Source organism: Peribacillus sp. FSL M8-0224 (assembly GCF_038003055.1).
Taxonomy (GTDB): domain Bacteria; phylum Bacillota; class Bacilli; order Bacillales; family DSM-1321; genus Peribacillus; species Peribacillus frigoritolerans.
Map to the genome: position 1 here is coordinate 1777194 of NZ_JBBOOJ010000001.1, position 24312 is coordinate 1801505.

Consider the following 24312-nt stretch of genomic DNA (forward strand, 5'->3'; position numbering starts at 1 on the left):
TTACAGAACATATAAAAGAGAAAGTAGGTAGAAAGTTCTGTAAAATTAACCCAATAGCAATCCGATAGAAAGGCAATTAATATTATTGTATGAATATTTTAAATTTTTAGAAAGGGGTATTTTTTCGGGGAATTCTATTAACTAAGAAAGTAGGGAAGATATGAAAATTCATTCATTCATTAAACGAACAGCAGCGATTACGCTGTCAGCTGGCCTGCTGCTATCATCAGCAAACACGCCTTTCATTCCTTATGCAAATGCAGCGAACATAAAGGCAGAAGACGTCTTGGCTTCGTTGACAAGTGAACAACGAAAAGCGTTAAATAAACTTGAAATGACAGATAATGTCGGATTGCAAGGATTTAAAATGGAAGAGTTAAAAAAGGATAAAGAAATCTCGGTCATCGTCCAGTTCAAATCAAAGCCGGGAAAAGTTGCAGTCTTAGATGCGAATGTAAAAGGAAAGAAGCTTTCAAAAAAACAAGCGGATGATCAAGTAGAAAAGGAACATGCTCAGTTTAATAAAGACATTCAATCGATTCTTCCATCTACTAATCTTAGAAGCAAGAAAACAGGTCATAAAATCACTTCTACCTTTAAGACCGTTTATAACGGGGTAGCTATGAAGCTGCCAGCTAATCAGGTAGAGCAGCTCTTGCAATCCAAAGTCGTAAAAGCAGTATATAAAAATGTAGAATTTAAGGTCGATCCGATCGCCATGGGAGAGAAATCAGCCCCTGGTACATCCGTTGAAAGTATTCCATATTTAAAAATTGACCAGCTGCACAATGAAGGTATTACAGGAAATGGAATCAAAGTTGGGGTTCTTGATACAGGGATTGATTACAACCACCCTGATTTGAAAGATGCCTATAAGGGCGGTTACGATTTAGTTGATCAAGATAATGATCCAATGGAGGCAACGTACAAGGATTGGCAAGCGTCGGGGCAACCAGAATTTAGCTGGTCCGGTTCTTCCTATTATACTTCCCATGGAACACATGTTGCAGGTACCATTGCTGGACAAGGAACGAATGCAGAGGTTTCTGTGAAAGGTGTGGCTCCTGATGTGGATTTATATGCGTATCGTGTTCTTGGACCATATGGATCAGGATCATCTGAAGGGGTCATTGCAGGTATAGAAAAAGCTGTAAACGATGGCATGGATGTTATCAACCTTTCCCTCGGATCGGACATCAATGATCCTTATGATCCAACTAGTACTGCCATTAACTATGCTGTCCTTAATGGTGTAACAGCAGTTGTAGCAGCTGGAAATGCAGGATCAGATGATTATACATTAGGTTCACCTGGCTCAGCAGCACTTGCTTTGACAGTCGGGGCGAGTGATGTGCCGATGGAGGTTTCTACTTTCAATGGGAAAATCGGAAATAAAGATTCGATCGAACTTGTTAGTTTGGGACGCCACTATTCAGACCATTTAAAGGAATGGGAAGGGAAATCCTATGAGGTAGTGAATGTCGGTTTAGGAAATGGCTCTGATTATTCCGGCAAGGATGTAAAAGGGAAAATTGCACTTGTGGAACGCGGAGAATTCGCCTTAGCGGAAAAGGTCAGCAATGCAAAACAAAATGGAGCAGCCGCCGTTCTTCTTTATAACAATGTGGAAGGGCAAATTAATGCCAATCTTGGAGAGTCCGTTGACTTTGTGCCTGCATTTTCTTTAACAAAAGAAGCGGGAGAAAGCATTAAAGCACAGATTCAAGCAGGTGAAGCGAATTTTACTTTCTCCAAATACGCGGATAAACAGACAGAAGGTGACCACTTAGCGGACTTTAGCTCAAGAGGCCCGGCAAGAGAAACATACGATATGAAGCCAGAAGTGACGGCACCGGGAGTAAGTGTTCTCTCAACAATCCCTTCTTATATGGTGGAAGCTGAACATCAAGAAAACTATCAATATGCATATTCAAGATATTCTGGAACATCTATGGCTACTCCTCATACAGCGGGGATTGCAGCACTCATGCTTCAAGCGAATCCGCAATTAGAGCCGGAAGATATTAAAGCCGTTCTAATGAATACGGCAGATCCTCTCAACGGAGACTATAGTGTATTTGAAGTTGGAGCAGGCAGAGTTGATCCATACCAAGCTGTGTATAGTGGAACAAGCTTCAAAATTAATGATAAAACATTTGTTCCAGGTGCTGAGGAATTAATCAAGGTAAAAGAATTGACGGGCGGACTCAGCTTTGACGTTCACTATGCAGATAAAAAACTAAATCTAAAAAAATCAATCACTATTGAAAACCATGATAAAGTAAACAAAACTTTCAGTGTATCTGTAACTGAATCGAATGGTTCAAACAGCTTGAAGGAAAATGGAGTGGAGCTGGATATTCCAAGCAAAATCTCTGTAAAAAGTGAAGACTTCAAAAAAGTAACACCACGTTTGCTTATTCCTAAGAAAGCAAAGGATGGAATTTACGAAGGATATATTACATTAACAAACAATGCGAATTCATCAGAGCAGTATCGGATTCCTTTCAGCTTCCGCACAATGGAAGATGGGTTTAATAAGGTCGGGCTACTAAATCCTGCCTTTTCCCCAGGTCATTTAAACCAAGTGGCATGGGATCCTATGCGTACTCCATTTGTAGTTGCTGATTTTAACCTTCGTGCACCAATGGAAAAAATGGATGTCGTTCTTCAAGATGGCAAAACAGGAAAGGACCTCGGGTTGGTCGGAACAATAAATTTAGATTACGCTTATGACAATGTAGATTATGGATTATATGCATTTAATGGAGCTTATTATGAGTTTACAGGAAACTCAAAACAGCCCATTTCGGAAGAAGCAAGTTATGTGAAAAAACCGGGACATTACAAGTTGAAATTCATTGGTACAGGTACTTCCGGGAAGGTTACAACTGAAACGCAGCATTTGCTCATCGATCTCGATGCACCGAGCTTCAAAAGTTCACTTGATGGAAAGTCTCCATTTATTGAATATAAGCCAGGTCAAGAAACATATCCATTCGACATTCAAATCACAGATCCAACCATTGACGAACTAAAGAAATTGGGCGTAAATATCGATCAATCATCGAACTCGATGGTGTATTACTGGGGTCAAGGTGGTTTCCCTTCTACGCCAATTCCAATGGATAAAGAAGGAAAGTTTGTCGAAGAAATCGCCCTGGATGAATCCATCCCAGCACTTCAATTCCGCATGAATGGATATGATATGGCAGGAAACAAACCTGCTTCAAAGCAATATTACTTTGTAAAAGAAGGTACACCTGTCGCGTATGCTATTGGCGAAAAGTATGAGGTGAAAACAGGCGATACGGTAAAAGCAACGCTTTCATTAGATAACCTAAACGCAGTGTCAAAGGCGGAATGGAACTTTAATGGTGACGGAGGCTATGACAGAGGTTTAGATAGCGTAGAGTTAGTTGATGCCAAGCTTCACAGCGAATTCTCGGACAAAGCCTCTTTAACGATTAAAGACAAGGTTATTACTGTCCAATTTAATGAAGAGAGTAAAGCATTAGACCATTCAAAAGTCGTTGAGGTTACGTTAAAGGTTCAGGATGATCAATATACCCTTGGAGCAGCGATTAATCCGACTGTGAGCGTAATGAATGCTAATAATCAGACAAGCAGTGTGTTAAAAGCTGGTTATAGTTGGAAGGTTAATCCGCAATTCTCAATGGCCAGAGGTTATGTCTCTCCGCAAGGATTTAAAAATGAAGATGGTACTGTTACAGAGAAAAGGGATTGGAGCAAGGTTGGCGGTACAGTGAAAATCTTTGATCCAGAAGGAAATGAGTTCGATGCGACATCAACGGTAGAAGAAAATGGACAATATGTATTCAACAAGCTGCCGTTAAGCACAAATGCCTTCACGATAGAAATGAAAGCGCCAGGACACTTTGTCACGAAAGAAAAATTAAATTCTGGTATAGGTTTTGAGCACAATGGTGAGTTATACGGTCAAAATCGCTGGATACCTGCCCTTGATATTACTGCAGGTGATGTAAACCAAGACAATGTCATTGATGTTCTAGATGCGATTGAAATTCAAAATGCATGGAAAACAAAGAAGCGTGCAGCGGATATCACCTTTGATGGAATAGTTGATGCTAAAGATATGAAATATGTTCAAACAAACTATCTCAAGCAAAATGAGCATGTCGATAATGCTCCAAAACCAAAGAAGAAGTATAAAGGTAAGACATTAGAATCAATTTTAGTTGAGTTGGGAATACAGCCATAAATATTAAAAAACACGATGAAAGCTTAGCTTCATCGTGTTTTAACTTTTAAAGAAAGTATAAAATTTTTCTAAAGGTATTAAGAAAGAGAGTATTCCAATAAGGTTGCGTTATTTGGATTTTCTTCAGAATAAAATATTGAGGTAGATTTGGAATTCGTAAAAAAGGGAAACAAGAGTGAATATTGAAAAAGCTAATAAATAGAGGGAAGGTATTAAAGTAGTCTTGCGCTTTTCTTAATTTTACTAGAATATATAGATTATATATTCATCTTTTTTCAATATATACTAGATAAAATTACAACCTAGAGGTGAAGCTATGATTGAGGGGAAACTTATCAAGTTTTATCGTGAAAAAGCGGGGTTGACTCAGGGGCAGCTTTGTGAAGGGATTTGTTCTGGTACACATCTTAGTAAGATAGAACGAGAGATAACAGAATACTCAGGGGAAATTACTCTCTTATTATCCCAAAGATTGAATATCTGTCTTGATGATGAATTTGTGCGGTATCATAATCTTCAACAGAAACTAAAGCTATGGCACAACACGTTCGTTATGCAACAAAGCAAAGAATCAGAAATTTTAAAAGAAGAAATCGAAAAAGAAACACTGATTCAATTGCCAGATTTTCAAGTTTTCTATCAATTACTGTCTGCAAGGTATTATTTATCTAATTATCAGTTAGAAACAGCATTATTAATTATTCAAAACCTGCAAAAAAATGAATCATCTTTTTCTCCGCAAGACCGCAATATGTTAAAACATGTTCTAGGTATGTATTACTTTCACAACGGACAGTATCGAGATTGTATTCAAATTTTAACATCGATTGATCAAAGTCAATATAATCAATTTGAATATTATTACCATTTGGCACTAGCATATCACCTTATTCATTTTAATATAATATCGTATTATTATGCAGAGAAAGTTCTTGACTATTTTCAAAAAACGTTAAATGTCATCCGAATAATTGATACAGAGACGATCATGTTATTACAATTAAATGCAAAGGAGCTTCATGATTTTGAAGAGACGAAAGAACGTTACGAACAATTAATACGTACCTGTGATACCATTAATGAAATAGACCGTAAATCAAAGCTCCTTAATAATCTTGCATTTGAACTTTACAGAAGAAAAAAATACAAAGAAGCATCCGAACAATACAAAGAAGCTATGAAACTAATGGATGAAAAGGTTCCTCATTATTTAACTGCATTAGATGGTTATATTAATACTTGTTATAAAGGAAAACTACTTTCAAACGAGATTTTATTGGAATTAGCACATAAAGGCCTTAGAATAGCAAAATCGACAAAATCGTATAACTGGATTTTTTTTGAATTACACCTTTATCAGCTTAATCATGAAGAAGACGATTACTATCATTTTATTGAGACTACAGCCCTTCCTTTTTTTAAAAATATGGGCTTCACCATGTTAATTGAACACTACGAAAAAAAACTCTTCCACTTCTATAACCGAATTGGTGCCGTCCAAAAAGCATTGGACCTTGCCAATTCTTACATACAAGGCAGAAAGAGCTACTATGATCATGAATAAGGCTTAATAAAAAAAGATACTCTATGCAGATGTTAATGCTGCATAGATTGGATTGAAGCTGAAAGTCAGCGTGAAAAAATAGTCAATCAAAGAAGAATTAAAATTGGAAAGCAATTAAAAGTTTAATTGAAAAATATCGAAAAGAAAATATGTAAAGCTGATAAGTCCATCAACTTAAAGTATGATGAACTATCAACAATTCGGCTACCTTACCTAGTGATATTTGTCAAACAACTAAATTCCATTTTATTACATAGATACTTTGTATTAGATGATTAAAAGATAAATAGTGATATTCAATAAAAGGGAGCGTTTCTTTAATAAGAATCGCTTTTCTTATTGAACTCCCATGAAAATTAAAAAAGCACAAAATCTAGAAAAGACCAACAAGATAGACCCATAAAAACGTTTTTTAAAAAAGGGCTGAGCCTTATGAGTGATCTGATTGAGTTTAATAAATCGTTAAACAAAAACCTCCAATAAAAACAAATTAAGTAGAGGCTAACGCGACGACCAAAAAAGGATTAATCTCCCATGAGTGCTTACCCATAAAGGGCGCGAAAGTCGTGGTACACCGTGGGCGTCGGAGTCAGACAAACGGGTGGGCTCAAAGGCACCAATGAGTTAAGTAAAAAGTATCCCTTATTTATTGTCAGTAATGGACAGATAGAATATTTACAAGTAATTGTAGAAACTTATAATTTGGATAGATTTATTCAAAATACATATAGTAACCAATTAATTAGATCTGGACATAAATCAGATTTAGTGCAAATGGCGGGGCAGGATAGTTGCATAGGAAGTAGTAAAATAGAGTTGTAAAAAAGAATGAAATCCCTCATCCTTCATTGTTTATAAATGCTACAATAGGAAACAACCCTCAGATTGACTCCTAGTACAAACGTTTAAAATGCAACTCCATTAAACTGCCCGTTTTTTGAATAAGAACCACCTTGTATTTTACCATAAAATTCAAGTTTTTAATTTTTTATCCTAAGGGCAACAATCTTTTAGAAAACAGCCTAAAAAGAGGGTGTAAACGGATCCTTCTAACTAAAAAAAGGTGTATAGGAATGTATTTAATTGTCGAAATAATCTAATATCATTGGTGATTGTTATAGGTTAATATTAAATAATATGGTAATTTACCGCATATAAAATGGGCGTCCGTTTAAACAACAAGGCTCAATTGAATGCAGCCGGTGGAGGGATTTTTGTGGGTATAGCTATCGAAGAAAAACCGTCATTCCTATGTGCTAATTTTGAAGATGGAGTATTAATAGAAAAGGTCCGGCAAGGAAATATGGAGGCACTAGAAGTACTGATGAAAAAATATCAATCTTTTGTAAAGATTAAGGCTAACAGATACTTCTTAATTGGGGCAGATAGAGAAGATATTATCCAAGAGGGGATGATAGGATTGTTCAAAGCCATCAGGGATTTTAATGGCGAGAAACAATCTTATTTTAAAGCGTTTGCAGAACTATGTATCACGAGACAGATTATTACAGCCATCAAGGCAGCTACTCGTCAAAAACATACTCCGTTAAATTCTTCTATTTCGCTTGATATGCCTATATATGAAGGAAATCCGGATCATACTCTTATGGAAGTAATGACAGACACCGTTATTTCTGATCCCGTTGCGATATTGATAGATAAAGAATCTGCTGATGACTTGGAATTAAAATTATCTGAGGTTCTAAGTCCGTTAGAAAAGAAGGTTTTGGCTTATTACTTAGAGGACCTTACTTATATAGAAATGTCTGATAAATTAAATACTCACGCCAAGTCTATAGATAATGCGTTGCAGAGAGTGAAGAGAAAATTGGAGAGTTTATTGGAACTTAGAAATAGACACGCAATAGAAGGCACATTCAATAGATAAAAGAGCCGTTTACTATTAAGTTGCTCTTTTGGCCAAAGGGTTTTTAACCCTTTGGCTTTATGTGTTTGAAAAACCTTAGTTGTATTTAATAGTGAAATTAAAAATACAACAAACACCGGTATGGAAGGAAGGGCACTGATGTTAACAGAAAGATTAAAACGATTATTCTCTCAACAAGCAAGTGGAATAGACTATGCCATTCTACTAGCACCAATACTGTAATTGGCTACTTAATTTCTCTAGCTCACCTATATGGAGAACTTATTTTTTATGGGTACCCATCTATTATTTAGAAATATAGCCAAGTTTAGTAATATAGAATACCATCGTTGTTATACTTTTATGTATTATGGCGTTTTTCTTTACCAAAGAAGGAACAAAAAGAATTCTCAACTTTAGAAGATTTTTCTAAAATGGTTTTTAGAATCCTGATAAAGATGCATGGGCTAAAATTTATATGCCTAAAAAAGACTTCAAAACAATTTTAAAACAGATGGCTGGTCCTGATGATGAAGAAACTATCACTTATAAAAGCATTGAATTAAAAGACTCTAAAACGATAGAAATGAAAGTGAACAACTCAGATGGTGGAAGCTTTGAGAACAGCATGCAAGCAGCTATTATGGATGCCTAAATACGAGAACTATATAGACACTCTTAACTTTATGATGATAAAAAAGAACCTACTATCCGTACCTTTGATTTGAGCCACACAGTTATTGCGGAAAACAAGAAGCCTATTGAATTCGATGAAGATTCCGAACAAAAACCTAAAGAGCTTGGAACCTTTAAACTAGGTGAAAAGGTAAATGTAGTAGGTCATATCATAACATTAACAAATGTACATTACACAAAGGAAAGAAACGAATTCGAAGAAACACAGCCCAAAGAAGTATTGGGATTTGATATTGAATACCAAAATGGTACAAAAGAAGAACAAGTAGTTAGCGCAGGTGATTTTGAAGTGTATGACAGCAAAGGTGAAAAGATGGAGGTATATGCTCTCGATACATTAACCGAGAGTGTTCAAGCTGGTAAGCACGTTAACGGACCTGCTGCTTTGGGAGTAACCGATAATGCACCTTATGAAATCTTTTTCACAGATTATACTACGGGTAGCAAAGCAAAATGGATTATGGAAGTGAAATAATCGTTTTCATGTTCATTTTTTAAAGCAGAAATTTTAGGCAAAAAGGTACTCACAACAATGTTGAGTACCTTTTATTGTAATGCCTTTTATGTTTCAATCTTCTATATAAAAATATCAATGCATTGTTCTACAGTTGTTGGAGAGGCTAACTGTTTTGCTTTTGTAGCCAATACATCTGCCGGTTCTGTATCGAGAATAACACCAAATAAGTTTTCTAGTTCATCCAAGCTTTTTTCTAAACGGGTAGAGATGATTGAAATCGCTATTTCTTTGACAAGTCTGTGTTCAGCCATGTTAATACTCACTTGAATCACCCCTTCTAATAAACTTAAATACCTATATTCGATTATCCAAGTGTTAATTCCTTTTAAGAAAAGAATATGTCGAAAAATAAATCGACACCATTTACTTAATAATTGGCTATGTAAAAGCTATTGATTGTTTTTGAGTAGTCCTGTAGTCAATTTTGGTATCCTGATTGCATCAAAATAAAAGGGTTAATCTGATATGACTGTGGTGACTATACTGATATAGCTTCATTAAGCGATAGGAAAAGAGAATATATATTTGGGGTGTTGTCTCGCTATTTACATTACTCAAATACTGCACAAGACTGTCGCTTTGTCTTACAATCGTATGGATTTTATTTTTGGTTGTTATGTGCATTTTGTCCGTTCTACAATCATCAAACTCATCGGCTGATTTTTTCTGCATGCTTCACTTTGTGCGAATAGATCCAAGCGTGATTCCACCATATCAAGTCTTTGCCTTTCCTCTTCCAAAAATTCAGTAGATTTTGGTGGAATTAATCGGGTTAACTAGTTTGTCATAGTGTATCTCTTATATTTACAAACGATTAATAAGCTTTAATATTCTGCATCGGTCTTTTTATGACAAAATCCTTAGTTTTTTCTCCACTTTTGACTAATACCATCAATTTCCACCCTTTACATGTTAAAAATGTCGTTATAACCTCCATTGTTTTGTGAAAACAGTGACTTTTGGTTTATCTTTCATGTGAAGGAATAAAATCACATGGGTTTAACAGAGCGTTTAAAATGGTCTGTTAATTTTAAGGGTAGAGTTTGCTATAAGGAATATAGCATCCCTCAAAAAGATTTTTTGGAGGTAATGTTGATGAAATCTGGCAATAGCGGTTTAAACAGACGTAATTTCTTAAAAGTTGGCGGAATGAGTACTTTAGCATTAACACTTGGTTCAACTGGGGTATTTTCTCTTGCGGGAGCTACAAAAGGATTTGCAGCGGAATCCAGCAATCCAACAAGTGGATTTGGTGGCTATGGCCCATTAGTAAAAGATCCAAATGGAGTTCTTGATCTGCCAAGGGGATTTCATTACAAAATGCTTTCACGAACTGGTGATATCATGCCTAATGGTGACCTTGTCCCTTCTGCCCATGATGGAATGGCTGCCTATAAAGGAGAGAAGGGTACAACCATTCTTGTAAGAAATCATGAAAATGGGACAAATTCGGATTACCCTGTAAACGGAAAAAAACCTTGGAGTGCTGGTGCTGCCGGCGGCACAACCACATTAATCGTTGGACAAAATAACAAGGTCATTGATCAGTATGTATCAAGTTCAGGTACAATCCGTAACTGTGCTGGTGGAGCTACAACTTGGGGCACTTGGTTAACAATGGAAGAAACCCGTGATATGGGGCATGGCTTTGTATTTGAAGTAAATCCGCTTGATCCTGAAAACGAAATGTCAAGAACACCAATCCGTGATATGGGGTATTTCTCCCATGAAGCTGGGCATGTTGACCCTTCAACAGGAATTTGGTATTTAACCGAAGACGCAAGTCCAAGCTTCTTGTACCGTTTTACACCACATGACCGTAGTCAAAAGCTAGGTTCTCTGCAAAAGGGCGGTATCCTTGAAGCGGCAGCGATTGATGAATTGCCGGCTGCAGCAGCAAGTCAATTTAGTACTAGACAAAAATTCGGGATTGTTTGGAAAAAATTAAATCCTGAAATCGCACAGCAAGATGCTAAGGATAAAGGCTGTATTCAGTTTAGCCGCTTAGAAGGGGCTTATTTTTCTGAAGGTACTTTATGGTTTGATGATACAAGTGCAGGTTCATCACGCCTTGGCCGTGTTTATCGCTACACGCCAGCGACAAACAACTTAGAACTATTCTATGAGTCTACTGATAAAAATGATTTAGAAGCACCGGATAACATTACGATCACTCCTTGGGGAGATCTTTGGATCGCCGAAGATGGTGGAGGCAATGACCGTATCGTCGGATTAACTCCTGAAGGAAATATTTATACTTTCGCTGAGAATATGATGAACGGTTCTGAATTTGCTGGCCCTACATTTTCTCCAGATGGCAATACTTTCTTTGTGAATATGCAAACACCAGGTATCACCTTTGCGATTTGGGGACCATTTGCACGCAGAAATTCTACCCGTAGACGAGCTATGAACCAGGCTTTGCCGCCAGCAAGTCTTGCTCCTGTTGTTTCGGATAAACTTGCTGCATTCGCTGAAGAACAAGGCATGTCTTTATTAGAAGCAGCAGCTTTAGAGCGTCATGGCATGCCAATTTTATAAGTAATGATCGCATTTTTTGAGAACTAACAAACGATCATGGTATAGGAGGTGAGACGTTTGTTATCCAGTATCGGCATCCCAGGTCTAATTCTCATTCTAGTCATAGCGCTAATCATTTTTGGTCCTTCTAAATTACCCGAAATCGGAAGGGCTTTTGGAAACACTTTAAAAGAATTTAAAAAAGCGACAAATGATTTGATCAGTAATGATAAAGAAGAAAATACTAACTCTGAAGAAAAAATAAACTAGTTGCTCTTGAGAAATCCGAAAAGACTGGTAACTAAATAACTTGTTTTACAATTTAATAGAGTAATTGCTTGGAGGAAATAGTATGAAAAAAATGGGGAAGTTATTTTTGACGGGCTGCTTTTCGCTGGCGATGGCTTCCGCTTTTGTCGCAAAGCCCGTTACGGCAGTTGCGGAGGAAAAGCTCAAGGAAGGAGAGAAGTTTAAACTCACCATTCTCCAGACAAATGACTTTCATGGTCATCTGGATGACATCGTCACGCTGGATGATGGAACCGTTCATCACAATTCTATTGCAAAGTACGCCACCATCATTGAAAATGTGCGCAATGAAGAGGAGAATGTGCTTCTCGTCGATGGCGGGGATGTCTTCCTGCGCGGCGAGTTTCAGGAGGGTAAAGGAGAGTTGGAGACGTCTCTTTTGAAAGCTTTGGACTATGATGCGATGGCTCTAGGAAACAACGACTTCCGCGTTTACCCTGCCGGGGAGGGCACGCCGGACAGCCGTTATGAACAGTTAAAGAATTACCACCGCAACGTGAATTTCCCCATCCTTACTGGAAATGTAATTGACAGGGAAACAGGAAAGTACATACAGAATGTAAAACCTTGGAAGAGTTTTACTTTCACAGGCGTTAAAGTCGGCATGATTGGCCTTACTTCGATGAAGCCGGAAATTCGAGGTTGGGATGATGTTGCAGACCTCGATTTCATCGAACCGGTTGAAGCGTTGAATGCGTTGCTTCCTGAAGTGAGTGAGAAGTCAGACGTAAACATTGTCCTTTCGCATGCTGGAAATCCCGAAGACCACAAGCTGGCTCAGGTTCCCGGAGTTTCGGCGGTAATCGGGGCAGATACACACAAGGTCATCGAAACTCCCGAATATGAATTCAACGGAGAGGTGATGGTGCCAATTACTCAAGCTGGCGGAGAACAAGAACATTATTTGGGCCGTCTTAATTTGACTTTTGAAGTCGTTGACGCCAAAATGACTTTGGTCGAATCCGATGGATTCCTCTACGACGTCACAAATGTTCCGGCTGATCCGGAGATACAAGCGATTATAGACGATTATCGTGCAGATTTGAAAGCGCTATGACTATTACCATATAATTGCCGTTTGGCAACGATATGCTACCAAAAATATTTTGGTATAAAAATAAGCCTGAACCATTTATTCTGGTTCAGGCTTATTTTCTTTTGTTAGGCAAATTTCTATATAAGACCGATATTTCGTAGTTGTCTTAATTAAAGTATGCCAACTAAATACGCAGATTAAGTTTTCTTATTACTGGTGGTAACACCTTCGCTGGTACTCCCCCTAACACAAATCATGATATTTTTTTGGAGGGTTATTGTGAATTAACCATAAAATAATGAGAGGATCTATCAATGGTTATCACAAGTAGAATAGTGAAAGTAAGCCATAAGATCAGTTCTAATTAGAACTGATCTCATGGGTTTTTGGAATGTATGAACCTTTAACAAATTCAATAAACGCTTTGTTTATTGAATTTTTTATTTCACTTTTCCAAATTAGAGCTGTGACGGTAGAAAAAGGGGGATTTTTCACTTCACGATATACAACTTCATTTTGCAAAAGAAATTTTATAGAAGATGCTACTAAAGCTACACCTATGCCAGCAGAAACTAATGATATAACAGTAGACACCTCATCTGTTTCTTGTACTATTTTGGGGCTAAATCCTGCTTGGAAACAACAGTTAATTAATCCATCGTAATGAACTTGATTAGCCATTCTGCTCGTCATAATAAATGAATCATTGGCGAAATTGATTAAGTCGATTGAAGAAGTTTCAGTGGCTAAAGGATGTTCCTTCGGCAAGGCAATAATTAACGGTTCTTGCCTTAATATTTGAAAAGAAAACTCATCATTCTCAAGGGGTTCACTTACAATACCTACATGGATGTTTCCTTTTTGTAATGCTTCAATTTGTTCTGCAGATGTGAGTTGCTTCAAAATTACTTGAACAGCTGGATACTCTTTTCTATATTGTTTAATTATGGTGGGAAGAATATCAAAGGAAGCTGTAGCAATGAAACCAATAATAATTTTGCCAATCTCCCCACGATTAATCATTTGGATTGTATTGATGGAATCCTCTAAATTATCAAATAATTGATAAACTCTATCCAAAAATACTTCTCCTTCTTGAGTTAAATTTACACTTCTTTTCGTTCGGTGGAAAAGCTGAACACCAATTTCTTCTTCTAATTGACGAATTTGAATACTTAATGGTGGCTGTTCCATATTTAAACGGGCAGCAGCCTTACCGAAATGTAACTCCTCGGCAACAGTTTTGAAATATCTAAGATGGCGCAACTCCAATTTGTTCACCTCACAATTAATATTTTTTATATATTAATTATTATATAAATGTATATTAGATATATCAATAGACTTATTATAAAATGAATTTGTGATGATGAATCGCTTACCAATAAGAGGGGGAGATAAAATGCCAGAACTAGACTTACTACGATTTACAGAAAAGTATAATTTACCAGACCAAGCTATCGATGTGAATGATATACCTTGGATTCCAACTCATGGGGAAGACGATGGAGTGTGGTTTAAGCCAATTCGATTTGATTTAACATCAGGAAGTTGGATACACATTTCAAAATTTGAAGCTAAAAAAGGAAATGCTAGACATAGACATACTGGGGGTACAGTTTTAGCTTATACACTTCAAGGGTCATGGAGATATTTGGAGCGAGATTGGGTAGCAAAACCAGGTACATTTATCTACGAACCACCGGGCGATGTACATACTTTAGTGGTTGATGGAGAAGAAGATATGATTACACTGTTTTATTTAAGCGGAGTCATTGAATATTTCGATGAGGAAGGAAATGTTGTAAAACAGGATGATGTTTTTTATAGAATGAAAAAGTATTTAGACTACTGTGAGAAATACAATATCCCTGTGAAAGATTTAACGTTTTAATACAACAGCTTTTTGAAATTTTTGTTAATTAAAGATACTGGTAGGTATCTAGATTTTAAATGATAAAAAACTTTACTACTAAAATAACAGAATAATCTTAATTTAACAGTAGTAGAACAAGAAAAAGAAATTTATTACTAATAATAAATATATTTAGTAATTAGTAATCTTTAAGGAATGTCTACTATACTAACAGATAATATTTTCTGTATTAAGTATGAAATTAGACAAAATCAAACACTATGTTGGTTTTGTCTTTTTTGTAAAAACCTTTTAAGGATTCTTTTATACTGATGAAGTTTATATCTACAAATTCATTGCAAAGTAAAGAAAACGTTGTCATACATGCAGATAGTTTTTCCATACACATATAAAGGCCGAGGGAGATACCTGGAGAAAGTGCGGGTTTCTACCAATAAGTATGAATATCTCCTAAATCAAAGAATGTTTAGGACATCTTTATTTAAATACAGGATAGTGGCAGTTTGTATTGGGCTTTATTCATTATTATGAAAGGGTTTTCAAATGTGAAGGGCTAAATGGATTTATGTATTTGGGAACGTTGAGAAATTACTTAAGAAAGATTTGCCAGTAGTAAGAAAGGAAATGCTGCACTAATAAGTTTTTCGAAAGGTTTATATTTGATAAATAATAGGACAGAGGTGAAAGGATGGAAGCAAAGGCGATTTTAAAGCAAGAAGAATTAGATCCTACAATAAAGGGCAGTTATCGCTGGAAAGTGATCATTCCAATGATATTTGTCATGTATTTAATGGCATATATCGACAGAACCAATATTTCGTTTGCGTTGACTGAGATGCAAAAAACATTTGCTATTACATCAACGGTAAGTGGGTTTATCGCAGGCGTATTTTTTTGTGGATATATCTTATTAATGGCACCAATGGGTCATTTTGCGAGCCGAAAAAGTGCGCGCAACATTGTTTTAATTTTAGGGTTATTAACAGGTGTTTTTTCGAGTCTACAGGGCTTGGTTAATAGTGTTGAAATGCTCATTTTTATTCGTTTCTTGTTAGGGCTCGTAGAAGGCGGAATTTATCCAGCAATGGGTGTGTTAATAGCGAATTGGTTTCCTCAAAATGAACGTGGGCGAGCTACAAGTTCTTTCTACTTATATATTACAGTTGCTCCTTTGATTATGTCGCCGGTTTCAGGATACATTATTTCGAATATTCATTGGTTTGGGTTGGATAGTTGGCGATGGGTGTTTATTACACAAGGGATTCCGGTCTTACTTTTCTCTTTACTGTTCTACTATTTAGTTCCAGATCATCCGTCCAAATCATCGAGAATCAGTGCTCAAGAACGTAATTTTTTGCTAAAACAACAAGAGATTGAAGCAAGTAAGCCTAAAGCGATTCAGGAAAAATCCTATTGGAAGGCGGCATTGAATCGTAATTTTATCTTTGTGTCACTTGCTTACTTTATGGCCGGGGGAATTGGAAACTATGGAATTATTATTTGGTTACCAGTAATTCTTAAAGAGTTTTCGAATTTTGGCTATACCGCAGTTGGGTTCATTTCGGCAATTCCGTGGTTGATTGGTACCGTTGGGATGGTTTCGGTAGGGGTTATTAATGATAAATTTAGAAATAAACGAGTATTATTGTTTTTATTAAATGTCATTGCGGGGATTTCTTTACTTTCCGCGATTCTTGTTCTTGAGTCTAACATATGGTTAGCTATTTCCTTGATTAGTATTACCATTGTTGGTGGGATGGCTTCTTCTTCTGTATTTTTGACATTAATTGCGGACGTATTCCCGAAAAATATACTTGGTGGAATGACAGGTCTTTGGAATTCGATCGGAAATGTAGGTGGATTCGTCGGACCATTTGTTGTTGGTGTGCTAATGGCAGGAGGCAACAAATTAACAGGGGTAGGTTTCTTATCATTCTGTTATCTTATTGGTTCTATTTTAGTTTTGTTTGTTAAATTACGTAAAGAAGATTGAGTATTTAAAAAGTAACCCGAAGTGAAAAAGGATACTGAAAAAGTCGCTGGCAACGAAAATTCTTCACAATTTAGTGAAGAAAAAGAAAATTATTATCTGTATATCGTATACAATGATTCTTTTTCTTTTTGAAGCTGATTTTTTTAGTGAAATGGGGTGAAGTCGTCTTAATTTCTAAATTGTAAGTTAATTGTTATTCAAATGATTATATAGGAGTAGTGTAAATGTTCAATCTATCTGATAAGACGGCTTTAATTACTGGGGGTACAGGTACTCTAGGGAAAAGTATAGCGAAAGCTCTTGGTCGTGCAGGAGCGAAAGTGGTCATTACTGGAATAGAAAACGAGCAAAAAGTGGTTTCTATCAAAGATGAGTTTTCAAAAGAGAATATACATGTAATTTATGATCACCTTGACATCACAATGATCAAAAATATAGAAGAAGTAGTCAATAAATATTCTACTATCGATATATTAATTAACTCTGCTGGAATCAATGCTCGTCAACCAATACTCAATATAAGTGAACAAGATTGGGACAATGTAATAGATGTTAACTTGAAGGGAGCATTTTTCACTTCAAAAATAGTAGCAAAAAAAATGTTAGAAAGAAAAAGGGGAAAGATTATTAACTTAGCTTCATTAAGCAGTCACATAGGGTTGCCAAACATGGGACCATATTGTGCATCGAAAGGCGGTATTAATCAATTAACTAAAGCTATGGCCATAGAATGGGCTCCATATATTCAAGTGAATGCCATCGCTCCTGGATATTTTCATACAGAATTGACTGCTCCTTTATTCCAAGATAAGGAGTGGGCTGATAGTATTCTTTCAAAAATACCAACCGGAAGAACAGGAAAACCTGAAGATTTAAATGGATTGGCTGTTTTGCTTGTTTCCTCTGCTTCTGACTATATTACAGGACAGACAATATATGTAGATGGTGGTTGGACTGCATCATAAATCAATAAGGGAGAGATATCATGAAAGCCGTTGTTAAATCAAATTCACCACAAAAAATAGATTTACAAGAAAGATCTTTACCCCTTTTAAATGACGGTGAAATACTTGTTGAAGTTGCTTATTGTGGAGTTTGTGGAAGCGATCTCCATGCTTTTAATCATTCTAGGGGATACGAATTTGTGAAAATAAATACGACTCTCGGTCATGAAATATCCGGTATAGTCGTAGAAGTATTTAATGAAGAGAATAGGCACTTAATTAATAAAAATGTGATAGTTGAGTCTATGTATTATTGCAATGAATGTGAAAACTGTAAACGGGAAAGGTATTCCATATGCTATAACAACCAAGTCATTGGTCTTCATTTTGACGGTGGTATGGCTCAATTTGTAAAAATAAATGTAAATTTCGTTAAAGAAACCGATAAAAATTTGCCATTAGATATCGCAGCACTTATAGAGCCTATGTCAATCGCAGTTCATGCTGTTAAAAAAATTAAAAATATAGGTGCTGAAGATACTATTTTAGTACAAGGTCCTGGCATTATAGGATTCTTTATTGGTCTAATATGTGCACATAAAAAGGCAAATGTCATTCTATCTGGATTAGAAAAAGACTATGAATACAGACTATCAAAAGTTAATAACTTTGGTATGACTGCATTAATCGCTGATAAACAAAAACTAGAAGTGCCTATTGACTATATATTTGAATGTTCTGGGTCCTCTGCGGCACTAAAAACAGGTTTTAATGCTTTAAAGAAAGGGGGAGAAATTGTTGTGGTAGCTCTTTATGAACAAGAAACCCCTTTGTTTTTAACGGACTTAGTTCGTAATGAGTGGTCCTTACTAACAAGTTATGGGAGTGATCCAGTAGATTATAATGACGCTAGTAAACTTTTAATTGAATATAAAGATCAATTAAGAGAAATAGTTTCATTTTTTCCTATGGTTGAAGCTGAACAAGCGTTTACAGAAAGTTTAAATCAAAAAGTTTTAAAGGCTATAATTTATAATCAGGAAATATAGAAAAAATGTTCTGATGCAAATTCGGAAAAAATAACAATGAATTTGTTGACAACAATTTAAGGAGAAATTAGATTGTTGGATTACACAAAATATATTAAAAGAGGTGTGACAGCCATATATATAAAATATTGCAAGCGTGTTATTGATGCTTTATAAATAAGTATCTATCGAATAAATTATTTGGGATTGTGACTGGTAAAACAGGCAAAACCTAAATAGGTAAAGTTTCTTGTTTATGCAAGAGACGTGCTTATCTAGGTTTTTTTGTTTGAAGGTCGATGAGAGGTAGGTGAGCAAATTGATCATCAAAAAGATTTTTAATAATAATGTGGTGTTAACTGAAGATGAAAATCAAAAAGAAATGATTGCTATGGGGAAAGGAATCTCCTTCCAAAAAAAGGTTAGTGATCTTATTAATGAAAGTTTGATTGATAAACGTTTTTTATTGGAATCAGAAGAAAATGTTCATAAAATGACTGAGTTATTAAGCGGTATTCCGCCGACATACCTTGAGATCGCTGATGATATTATTCAATATGGTAAAAAAGAAATCAATGCAGAGTTAAGTAAATCGATATATATTGGTTTAATGGATCATTTAAATTTCGCCATTGATAGACATAAAAAAGGACAAGATATAAAAAACACATTGATATTTGAAATAAAAAAATTGTACCCGAAGGAATATAAAGTAGGACTTTACGGGATATTAGTTATCAATGAAAAATTAGGAATAAATTTACCTGAAGACGAAGCTGGATTTATTGCATTGCATTTCTTAAACGCCCAACAAGATAGTCTAAATATGAGCCGAACCGTTGAATTCACGAAAATGATTCAAGCAATTATTAATATCGTTCAATTGTTTTATAAAACAACTTTAGACGAAGATTCCATGAATTATCATCGATTTGTCACTCACTTGCGATATTTATCCTATCGCATCCAAAACCGTGACCCAGTTTCTCAGGAAGATGAGAAGTTATTTATGCAAGTGAAAGAAAACTATCCACTTGCATATCAATGTGCTCTCAAAATAAACGAGTATTTAAAAATTAAATATCATACGGAATTATCTAAAGAAGAACTCACTTATTTTATGATTCATATTCAGCGAGTTACTTCAAGATAAGTTAAATTAAAAGGATTGTGACTTTCGGTAGGCAAAACCTGGTAAAAGAGACAAAAGAGTCTTTTTTATCAGGTTTTTATTTTTTCTAATAAAAAAGAAGAAAAGGAGAATAAAAAAATGAACACAAAAGAGTTAGCGATATTTGTAATAGAGAATGTCGGCTCGGAAGAAAATGTCATTAAAGTAGTCCATTGTGCCACTCGTTTGAGATTTACGTTGAAAGATCGTTCTGAAGTAAACAAAGAAGCGCTGCAAAGGAATGATGATGTTTTAGCTGTCGTTGAAAGCGGTGGACAATTTCAAGTGGTCATTGGTGGAAAAGTTGCGGATGTGTATCAGGAAATAATGAGGCAAACAAACTTATCACAAGTGGCATCGGCATCAGCGGACAAAAGCCAGGAAAAGGTTGGGGTAATATCCAAAGTCTTTGATATCATCTCCGGAACATTCAGCCCGCTGATTCCATTATTAGCGGGGTGCGGATTGCTTAAAGCTTTATTAACATTATGTATTACATTTGGATGGATGGTGAAAGAAAGTGGTCTTTATATCTCACTTTCGGCAACCGGTAATGCTATATTCTATTTCTTGCCGGTTTTTGTAGGATTCACGCTTGCTAATAAATTAAATGCAAATGGATATATTGGTGCTGTAATTGGCGCTGCCCTACTTGAGCCGAACTATACAAACCTTTTGGTAAAAGGAGCCTCGGTAGTTGATATTTTTGGCATTCCAGTTATTCCTGTCAGCTATGCAAATTCTGTCTTTCCTATTTTTATTGCAGTCATAGCTTTCTCATTTTTAGAAAAATTATTAAAGAAAATTATTTTGAAAGATTTGCAATTCCTTTTAGTTCCATTAGTTTCATTAGTTGTTATCGTACCTTTAAGCTTTCTAGCATTTGGTCCATTCGGAACTTATTTGGGCGCAGGTATTGCAAATGGAATAGAAGTATTATTAAGTTTCAGTCCCATATTAACAGGTGCTGTACTTGGTAGTGGGTATATGTTCTTAGTAATCTTTGGACTTCACTGGGGGATTGTACCGATTACATTACAAAATTTACAAAATGGAGGCGACCCGCTTGGTCCGATGAAAGCAGGACCTACATTTGCTCAAATGGGCGTTGCAGCAGGGGTCTTTCTAAAAACAAAAGACAAAAAATTAAAGGCAATTGCCGGCCCAGCAGCTATTACAGGGATGATGGCCGGTGTTACCGAACCAATTCTATATGGTATCGTTTTGAAATACAGAAGAACAATTCCTTATATTGTAATTTCCGGTGCTATTGGCGGTGCTTTAGGTGCGTCTTTAGGTGTTGAACTAAAAACGTATTCGTTCTATAGCATGTTAAGTATCCCGGCTTTTGCACCAATTAGCATGCATGTACTGAGTGTCTCGGCCAGTTTCATTATTGCGCTTGCTCTTACTTATTTCTTTGGATATGAAAGTAAAGCTACTGTAAATAAACATCAAACAACAGAAAATATTTCTGATTTGAAAAATGAGGTCAACGATAATTCAAATGAAACAATTTATTTGCCTGTTCAAGGTAAAAGAGTACCTTTAACGGATGTCAATGATGAAGTTTTTTCTTCAGGTGCTATAGGGAAAGGAATTGCTATTGAACCAATTGAAGGGATGGTCACTTCACCAGTTAACGGTGTTGTTACAACTGTATTCCCGACAGGGCATGCTATTGGCATTACATCTGCCAGCGGTGCTGAAGTATTAATTCATGTCGGTTTAAACACAGTGAACCTTCAAGGAAAATACTTCAATCCAATTATAAAAACAGGTGATTTCGTCCAAGTGGGAGATAAATTAGTTGAATTTGATATAGAGAAAATTAGAGAGGCAGGTTTTGACTTAACAACACCAATTATTGTCACAAATACAGATCATTATCTCGATGTTATTCCGCATACTCTTTCTAATACTCAAGAAGTATTAACACTAATTAAAAAGCAGGATCAGAGACACATTAGTTAAATTTTGTTGAAACGTTAGAGATGTAGTTTCAAACTGACAACTCCGTTTAGAAGATGCTTACAAGAGTTATTAATAAATAATTAAAAAGGAGAATGAAAATGACTAAACTAACATTTCCAGATGGTTTCTTATGGGGTGGAGCAGTATCCGCCCATCAATTGGAAGGTGGCTGGAATAAAGGTGGAAAAGGATTAAGTGTTGCCGATATCATGACTGCTGGTGCCAACGGGGTACCAAGGGAAATTACAGACGGTATTATTGAGGGGGGAAATTATCCTAATCTTGAGGCTATTGATTTTTACAGCCAATATAAAGAAGATATCGCTTTATTTGCAGAAATGGGCTTTAAATGTTTTAGAACCAGCATCGCATGGACACGTATTTTCCCTAATGGAGATGAAAGCGAACCGAATGAACAGGGATTGCAATTTTATGATGACATGTTTGATGAATTGTTGAAACATGGGATTGAACCAGTTATTACATTGAGCCATTTTGAAATGCCTTATCATTTGGCAAAAGAATATGGCGGTTGGAGAAACAGAAAGGTCATTGATTTCTTCGTACGTTTTTCTACTACTGTAATGGAACGCTACAAAGATAAGGTGAAATACTGGATGACTTTTAATGAAATTAATAATCAAAAAAATATCTCTAATGATATTTTTGGATGGACCTGTTCTGGAGTGAAGTATTCCGAATGCAAGAACCCTGAGGAAAGCATGTATCAAGCTGTTCATCATGAATTAGTGGCTAGTGCCTTAGTGGTGAAGAAAGGACATGAGATCAACCCTAATTTGAAAATTGGTTGTATGTGTGCCTTTGTGCCACTGTATCCTTACTCATGTAATCCAAATGATATGATTCTTGCGTTGGAAAGTATGCATGACCGTTTCTTCTTTGCAGATGTGCATGTAAGAGGTCATTATCCTAGCTATGCATTAAGTGAATGGAAGAGAAAAGGATATGATATAAAAATGGAACCGGAAGATAGCAAAATCTTGGCAGAAGGAACGGTTGATTATATTGGGTTTAGTTATTACATGTCAAGAGTGGTTAAAGCAGAAACAAATACAGATACTAGTAAGCTAGTAGACGGTGGAAATCAATATTCAGTACCAAACCCATATGTTAAGGCAAGTGACTGGGGATGGCAGATCGATCCAGTTGGATTAAGGTATGCTTTAGCTTCTCTCTATGAGAGATATGAATTGCCATTGTTTATCGTAGAAAACGGTTTTGGTGCTATCGATGTAAAAGAAGCAGATGGAAGTTGTAATGATGATTATCGAATTGAATATCTTGCATCTCATATTAAAGAAATGAAAAAGGCAATAGATTTAGACGGTGTAGACTTAATGGGGTATACTCCCTGGGGATGCATTGACTTGGTTTCCTTTACAACTGGTGAAATGAAAAAACGTTATGGTTTTATCTATGTAGATAAAGATAATGATGGTAATGGAACATTAAAGAGAAGCAAGAAGAAATCTTTTGACTGGTATAAAAATGTAATTGCAAGCAATGGAGGAATTTTATAGGGGATTTACAAAGTATAGGGTCTAATTTAAAGCTAATTTTGTTGTTGGTGTTGGCTTTAATATCAAGTAGTAAAAAAAGCGTTGCTGTTAAAGCAATGCTTTTTTTACTGTTGTTAGGTAATTTATGCGCAGATTGAACATCGGCTCTTCTAGCAGCTAATGTAGCTGCGTATTTAAAGCCTTGTTTTTTAGGTCGAACCTTCTTAGCTAGCGTGTTAAGATCTAGATATGCGGAGAAATCAGGTTTTGCTAGATAGGATGCTTTGTTGAATGCAAAATCATACATTTTACCGACGAAATAAGATTCATCATCGTAAATGACACTATCAGCAATGTAATATTCACTTATATTTTCATCTAACACATCTGGATTCCCGACTAAAGCAGCTTTAATAATTTTTTCTTCATTATTCTTCAACATTTCTGTTGCAAGTCTAGTTATCGTTTCCGTATAGAAAATTTCATCATAAAAGATTGTGTCTTCAGGTAAGTCCCAGCCAAACAAAGAACCAAACTCTTCTTCTACTCCTGTATTGGTAACATTGAACTATCAGGGATTGGCAAGGTTATCTTTCATAGTTTGGCAATAATATGGTAATAATCATAGCGCAATAATAAACTCTTCATAGTGCTATGAGGGAGGGACAAAGCGAGGTTATTCGCTTTGTCCTTTCTAAATTAATGATAAAGTAAATACTGGAAGAGGGTGTACAAGTCGTTGAAAACTAACTGACTGGCGCCTTTTTTATTTTTGCTCACCCGCCATTTCCACTGACGGGAGTTGAACTTAGTGTAGAGTTTATCGTTTAGTTTAGCTTAATTCCACTAATTAATGTGCTAAAAAGGATCGTTAGGGAACAAAGCATTTGTTATGCCATTGAGATTGCGAAGATTTTCGTTTGGAATCCCATTAAATTCCTTTTTGTTTGCTGGAAATCGTTTGAAAGAACTCTTGATATCCATAAACAACCAGTTATTTTTTAGCCGCTGATGGTCATTATAAATAAAGAAGAAGGGGCTACTGATTACGTAT

Annotated in this window: 18 protein-coding genes; 15 read left to right on the forward strand and 3 right to left on the reverse strand. The window is 35.9% G+C overall.

Annotated features, from left to right (window positions below; all coding sequences use genetic code 11):
- Positions 1–160: 160 nt before the first annotated feature.
- The 5 genes from MKX49_RS08635 (at position 161) to MKX49_RS08655 (ending at position 8845) form a co-directional block, all read left to right on the forward strand.
- A complete protein-coding gene (locus MKX49_RS08635; protein ID WP_340876073.1) occupies positions 161–4243 on the forward strand; it encodes a S8 family serine peptidase in 4083 nt (1360 codons plus the stop codon).
- 316 nt (positions 4244–4559) lie between these two features.
- Positions 4560–5807: a helix-turn-helix domain-containing protein gene (locus MKX49_RS08640; protein WP_340876074.1), complete on the forward strand. Its 1248-nt coding sequence runs from the start codon at positions 4560–4562 to the stop codon at positions 5805–5807.
- A gap of 1159 nt (positions 5808–6966) precedes the next feature.
- Complete coding sequence (gene sigH, locus MKX49_RS08645; RefSeq protein ID WP_404826649.1) at positions 6967–7695, forward strand: RNA polymerase sporulation sigma factor SigH; 729 nt, start codon at positions 6967–6969, stop codon at positions 7693–7695.
- Between the two features lie 457 nt (positions 7696–8152).
- Positions 8153–8329, forward strand: a complete 177-nt coding sequence (locus MKX49_RS08650) for a hypothetical protein (RefSeq protein ID WP_161784875.1) — start codon at positions 8153–8155, stop codon at positions 8327–8329.
- 69 nt (positions 8330–8398) lie between these two features.
- Positions 8399–8845 carry a hypothetical protein gene (locus MKX49_RS08655; RefSeq protein ID WP_340876078.1) on the forward strand — a complete coding sequence of 149 codons (447 nt, stop codon included), beginning with the start codon at positions 8399–8401 and terminating at the stop codon, positions 8843–8845.
- A 101-nt stretch (positions 8846–8946) separates the two neighbouring features.
- On the opposite strand, the gene MKX49_RS08660 is transcribed toward MKX49_RS08655, so the two are convergent.
- Positions 8947–9150, reverse strand: a complete 204-nt coding sequence (locus tag MKX49_RS08660; RefSeq protein WP_340876080.1) for a hypothetical protein — start codon at positions 9148–9150, stop codon at positions 8947–8949.
- 832 nt (positions 9151–9982) lie between these two features.
- Between MKX49_RS08660 and MKX49_RS08665 the strand changes: the two genes are divergently transcribed.
- The 3 genes from MKX49_RS08665 to MKX49_RS08675 all read left to right on the forward strand — a co-directional run bounded on the left by MKX49_RS08665 (position 9983) and on the right by MKX49_RS08675 (position 12773).
- Complete coding sequence (locus tag MKX49_RS08665) at positions 9983–11428, forward strand: alkaline phosphatase PhoX (RefSeq protein ID WP_340876082.1); 1446 nt, start codon at positions 9983–9985, stop codon at positions 11426–11428.
- A 57-nt stretch (positions 11429–11485) separates the two neighbouring features.
- Positions 11486–11677, forward strand: coding sequence for a twin-arginine translocase TatA/TatE family subunit (gene tatA, locus MKX49_RS08670; protein ID WP_340876083.1), 192 nt, complete (start codon positions 11486–11488; stop codon positions 11675–11677).
- Between the two features lie 82 nt (positions 11678–11759).
- On the forward strand, positions 11760–12773 hold the full coding sequence (locus tag MKX49_RS08675) for a bifunctional metallophosphatase/5'-nucleotidase (protein ID WP_340876085.1): 1014 nt from the start codon (positions 11760–11762) through the stop codon (positions 12771–12773).
- Between the two features lie 339 nt (positions 12774–13112).
- Here the strand turns inward: MKX49_RS08675 and MKX49_RS08680 are convergent, their stop codons facing one another.
- Positions 13113–14024, reverse strand: coding sequence for a LysR substrate-binding domain-containing protein (locus MKX49_RS08680; RefSeq protein WP_340876087.1), 912 nt, complete (start codon positions 14022–14024; stop codon positions 13113–13115).
- A gap of 130 nt (positions 14025–14154) precedes the next feature.
- Here MKX49_RS08680 and MKX49_RS08685 point away from each other — a divergent pair, with 130 nt between their 5' ends.
- The 7 genes from MKX49_RS08685 (at position 14155) to MKX49_RS08715 (ending at position 23279) form a co-directional block, all read left to right on the forward strand.
- Entirely contained in the window at positions 14155–14646 is a 492-nt protein-coding gene (locus tag MKX49_RS08685) for a 2,4'-dihydroxyacetophenone dioxygenase family protein (protein ID WP_340876089.1), read from the forward strand.
- A gap of 670 nt (positions 14647–15316) precedes the next feature.
- Positions 15317–16621, forward strand: a complete 1305-nt coding sequence (locus MKX49_RS08690; protein ID WP_340876091.1) for an MFS transporter — start codon at positions 15317–15319, stop codon at positions 16619–16621.
- Between the two features lie 224 nt (positions 16622–16845).
- On the forward strand, positions 16846–17586 hold the full coding sequence (locus MKX49_RS08695; RefSeq protein ID WP_340876093.1) for an SDR family NAD(P)-dependent oxidoreductase: 741 nt from the start codon (positions 16846–16848) through the stop codon (positions 17584–17586).
- A gap of 20 nt (positions 17587–17606) precedes the next feature.
- A complete protein-coding gene (locus MKX49_RS08700; RefSeq protein WP_340876095.1) occupies positions 17607–18614 on the forward strand; it encodes a zinc-dependent alcohol dehydrogenase in 1008 nt (335 codons plus the stop codon).
- Positions 18615–18912: 298 nt separating this feature from the next.
- Positions 18913–19746, forward strand: coding sequence for a BglG family transcription antiterminator LicT (licT, locus tag MKX49_RS08705; protein ID WP_340876096.1), 834 nt, complete (start codon positions 18913–18915; stop codon positions 19744–19746).
- Positions 19747–19863: 117 nt separating this feature from the next.
- Positions 19864–21738, forward strand: coding sequence for a beta-glucoside-specific PTS transporter subunit IIABC (locus MKX49_RS08710; RefSeq protein ID WP_340876097.1), 1875 nt, complete (start codon positions 19864–19866; stop codon positions 21736–21738).
- A 98-nt stretch (positions 21739–21836) separates the two neighbouring features.
- A complete protein-coding gene (locus MKX49_RS08715) occupies positions 21837–23279 on the forward strand; it encodes a 6-phospho-beta-glucosidase (RefSeq protein ID WP_340876099.1) in 1443 nt (480 codons plus the stop codon).
- Here the strand turns inward: MKX49_RS08715 and MKX49_RS08720 are convergent.
- Positions 23170–23784: a hypothetical protein gene (locus MKX49_RS08720; protein WP_340876101.1), complete on the reverse strand. Its 615-nt coding sequence runs from the start codon at positions 23782–23784 to the stop codon at positions 23170–23172. The genes MKX49_RS08715 and MKX49_RS08720 overlap by 110 nt on opposite strands.
- Positions 23785–24312: the final 528 nt, after the last annotated feature.

Coding starts and splice junctions, on each gene's coding strand:
- MKX49_RS08635 (WP_340876073.1), top strand. CDS start 161: ATGAAAATTCATTCATTCATTAAACGAACAGCAGCGATTACGCTGTCA.
- MKX49_RS08640 (WP_340876074.1), top strand. CDS start 4,560: ATGATTGAGGGGAAACTTATCAAGTTTTATCGTGAAAAAGCGGGGTTG.
- sigH (WP_404826649.1), top strand. CDS start 6,967: ATGGGCGTCCGTTTAAACAACAAGGCTCAATTGAATGCAGCCGGTGGA.
- MKX49_RS08650 (WP_161784875.1), top strand. CDS start 8,153: ATGCCTAAAAAAGACTTCAAAACAATTTTAAAACAGATGGCTGGTCCT.
- MKX49_RS08665 (WP_340876082.1), top strand. CDS start 9,983: ATGAAATCTGGCAATAGCGGTTTAAACAGACGTAATTTCTTAAAAGTT.
- MKX49_RS08675 (WP_340876085.1), top strand. CDS start 11,760: ATGAAAAAAATGGGGAAGTTATTTTTGACGGGCTGCTTTTCGCTGGCG.
- MKX49_RS08685 (WP_340876089.1), top strand. CDS start 14,155: ATGCCAGAACTAGACTTACTACGATTTACAGAAAAGTATAATTTACCA.
- MKX49_RS08690 (WP_340876091.1), top strand. CDS start 15,317: ATGGAAGCAAAGGCGATTTTAAAGCAAGAAGAATTAGATCCTACAATA.
- MKX49_RS08695 (WP_340876093.1), top strand. CDS start 16,846: ATGTTCAATCTATCTGATAAGACGGCTTTAATTACTGGGGGTACAGGT.
- MKX49_RS08700 (WP_340876095.1), top strand. CDS start 17,607: ATGAAAGCCGTTGTTAAATCAAATTCACCACAAAAAATAGATTTACAA.
- MKX49_RS08710 (WP_340876097.1), top strand. CDS start 19,864: ATGAACACAAAAGAGTTAGCGATATTTGTAATAGAGAATGTCGGCTCG.
- MKX49_RS08715 (WP_340876099.1), top strand. CDS start 21,837: ATGACTAAACTAACATTTCCAGATGGTTTCTTATGGGGTGGAGCAGTA.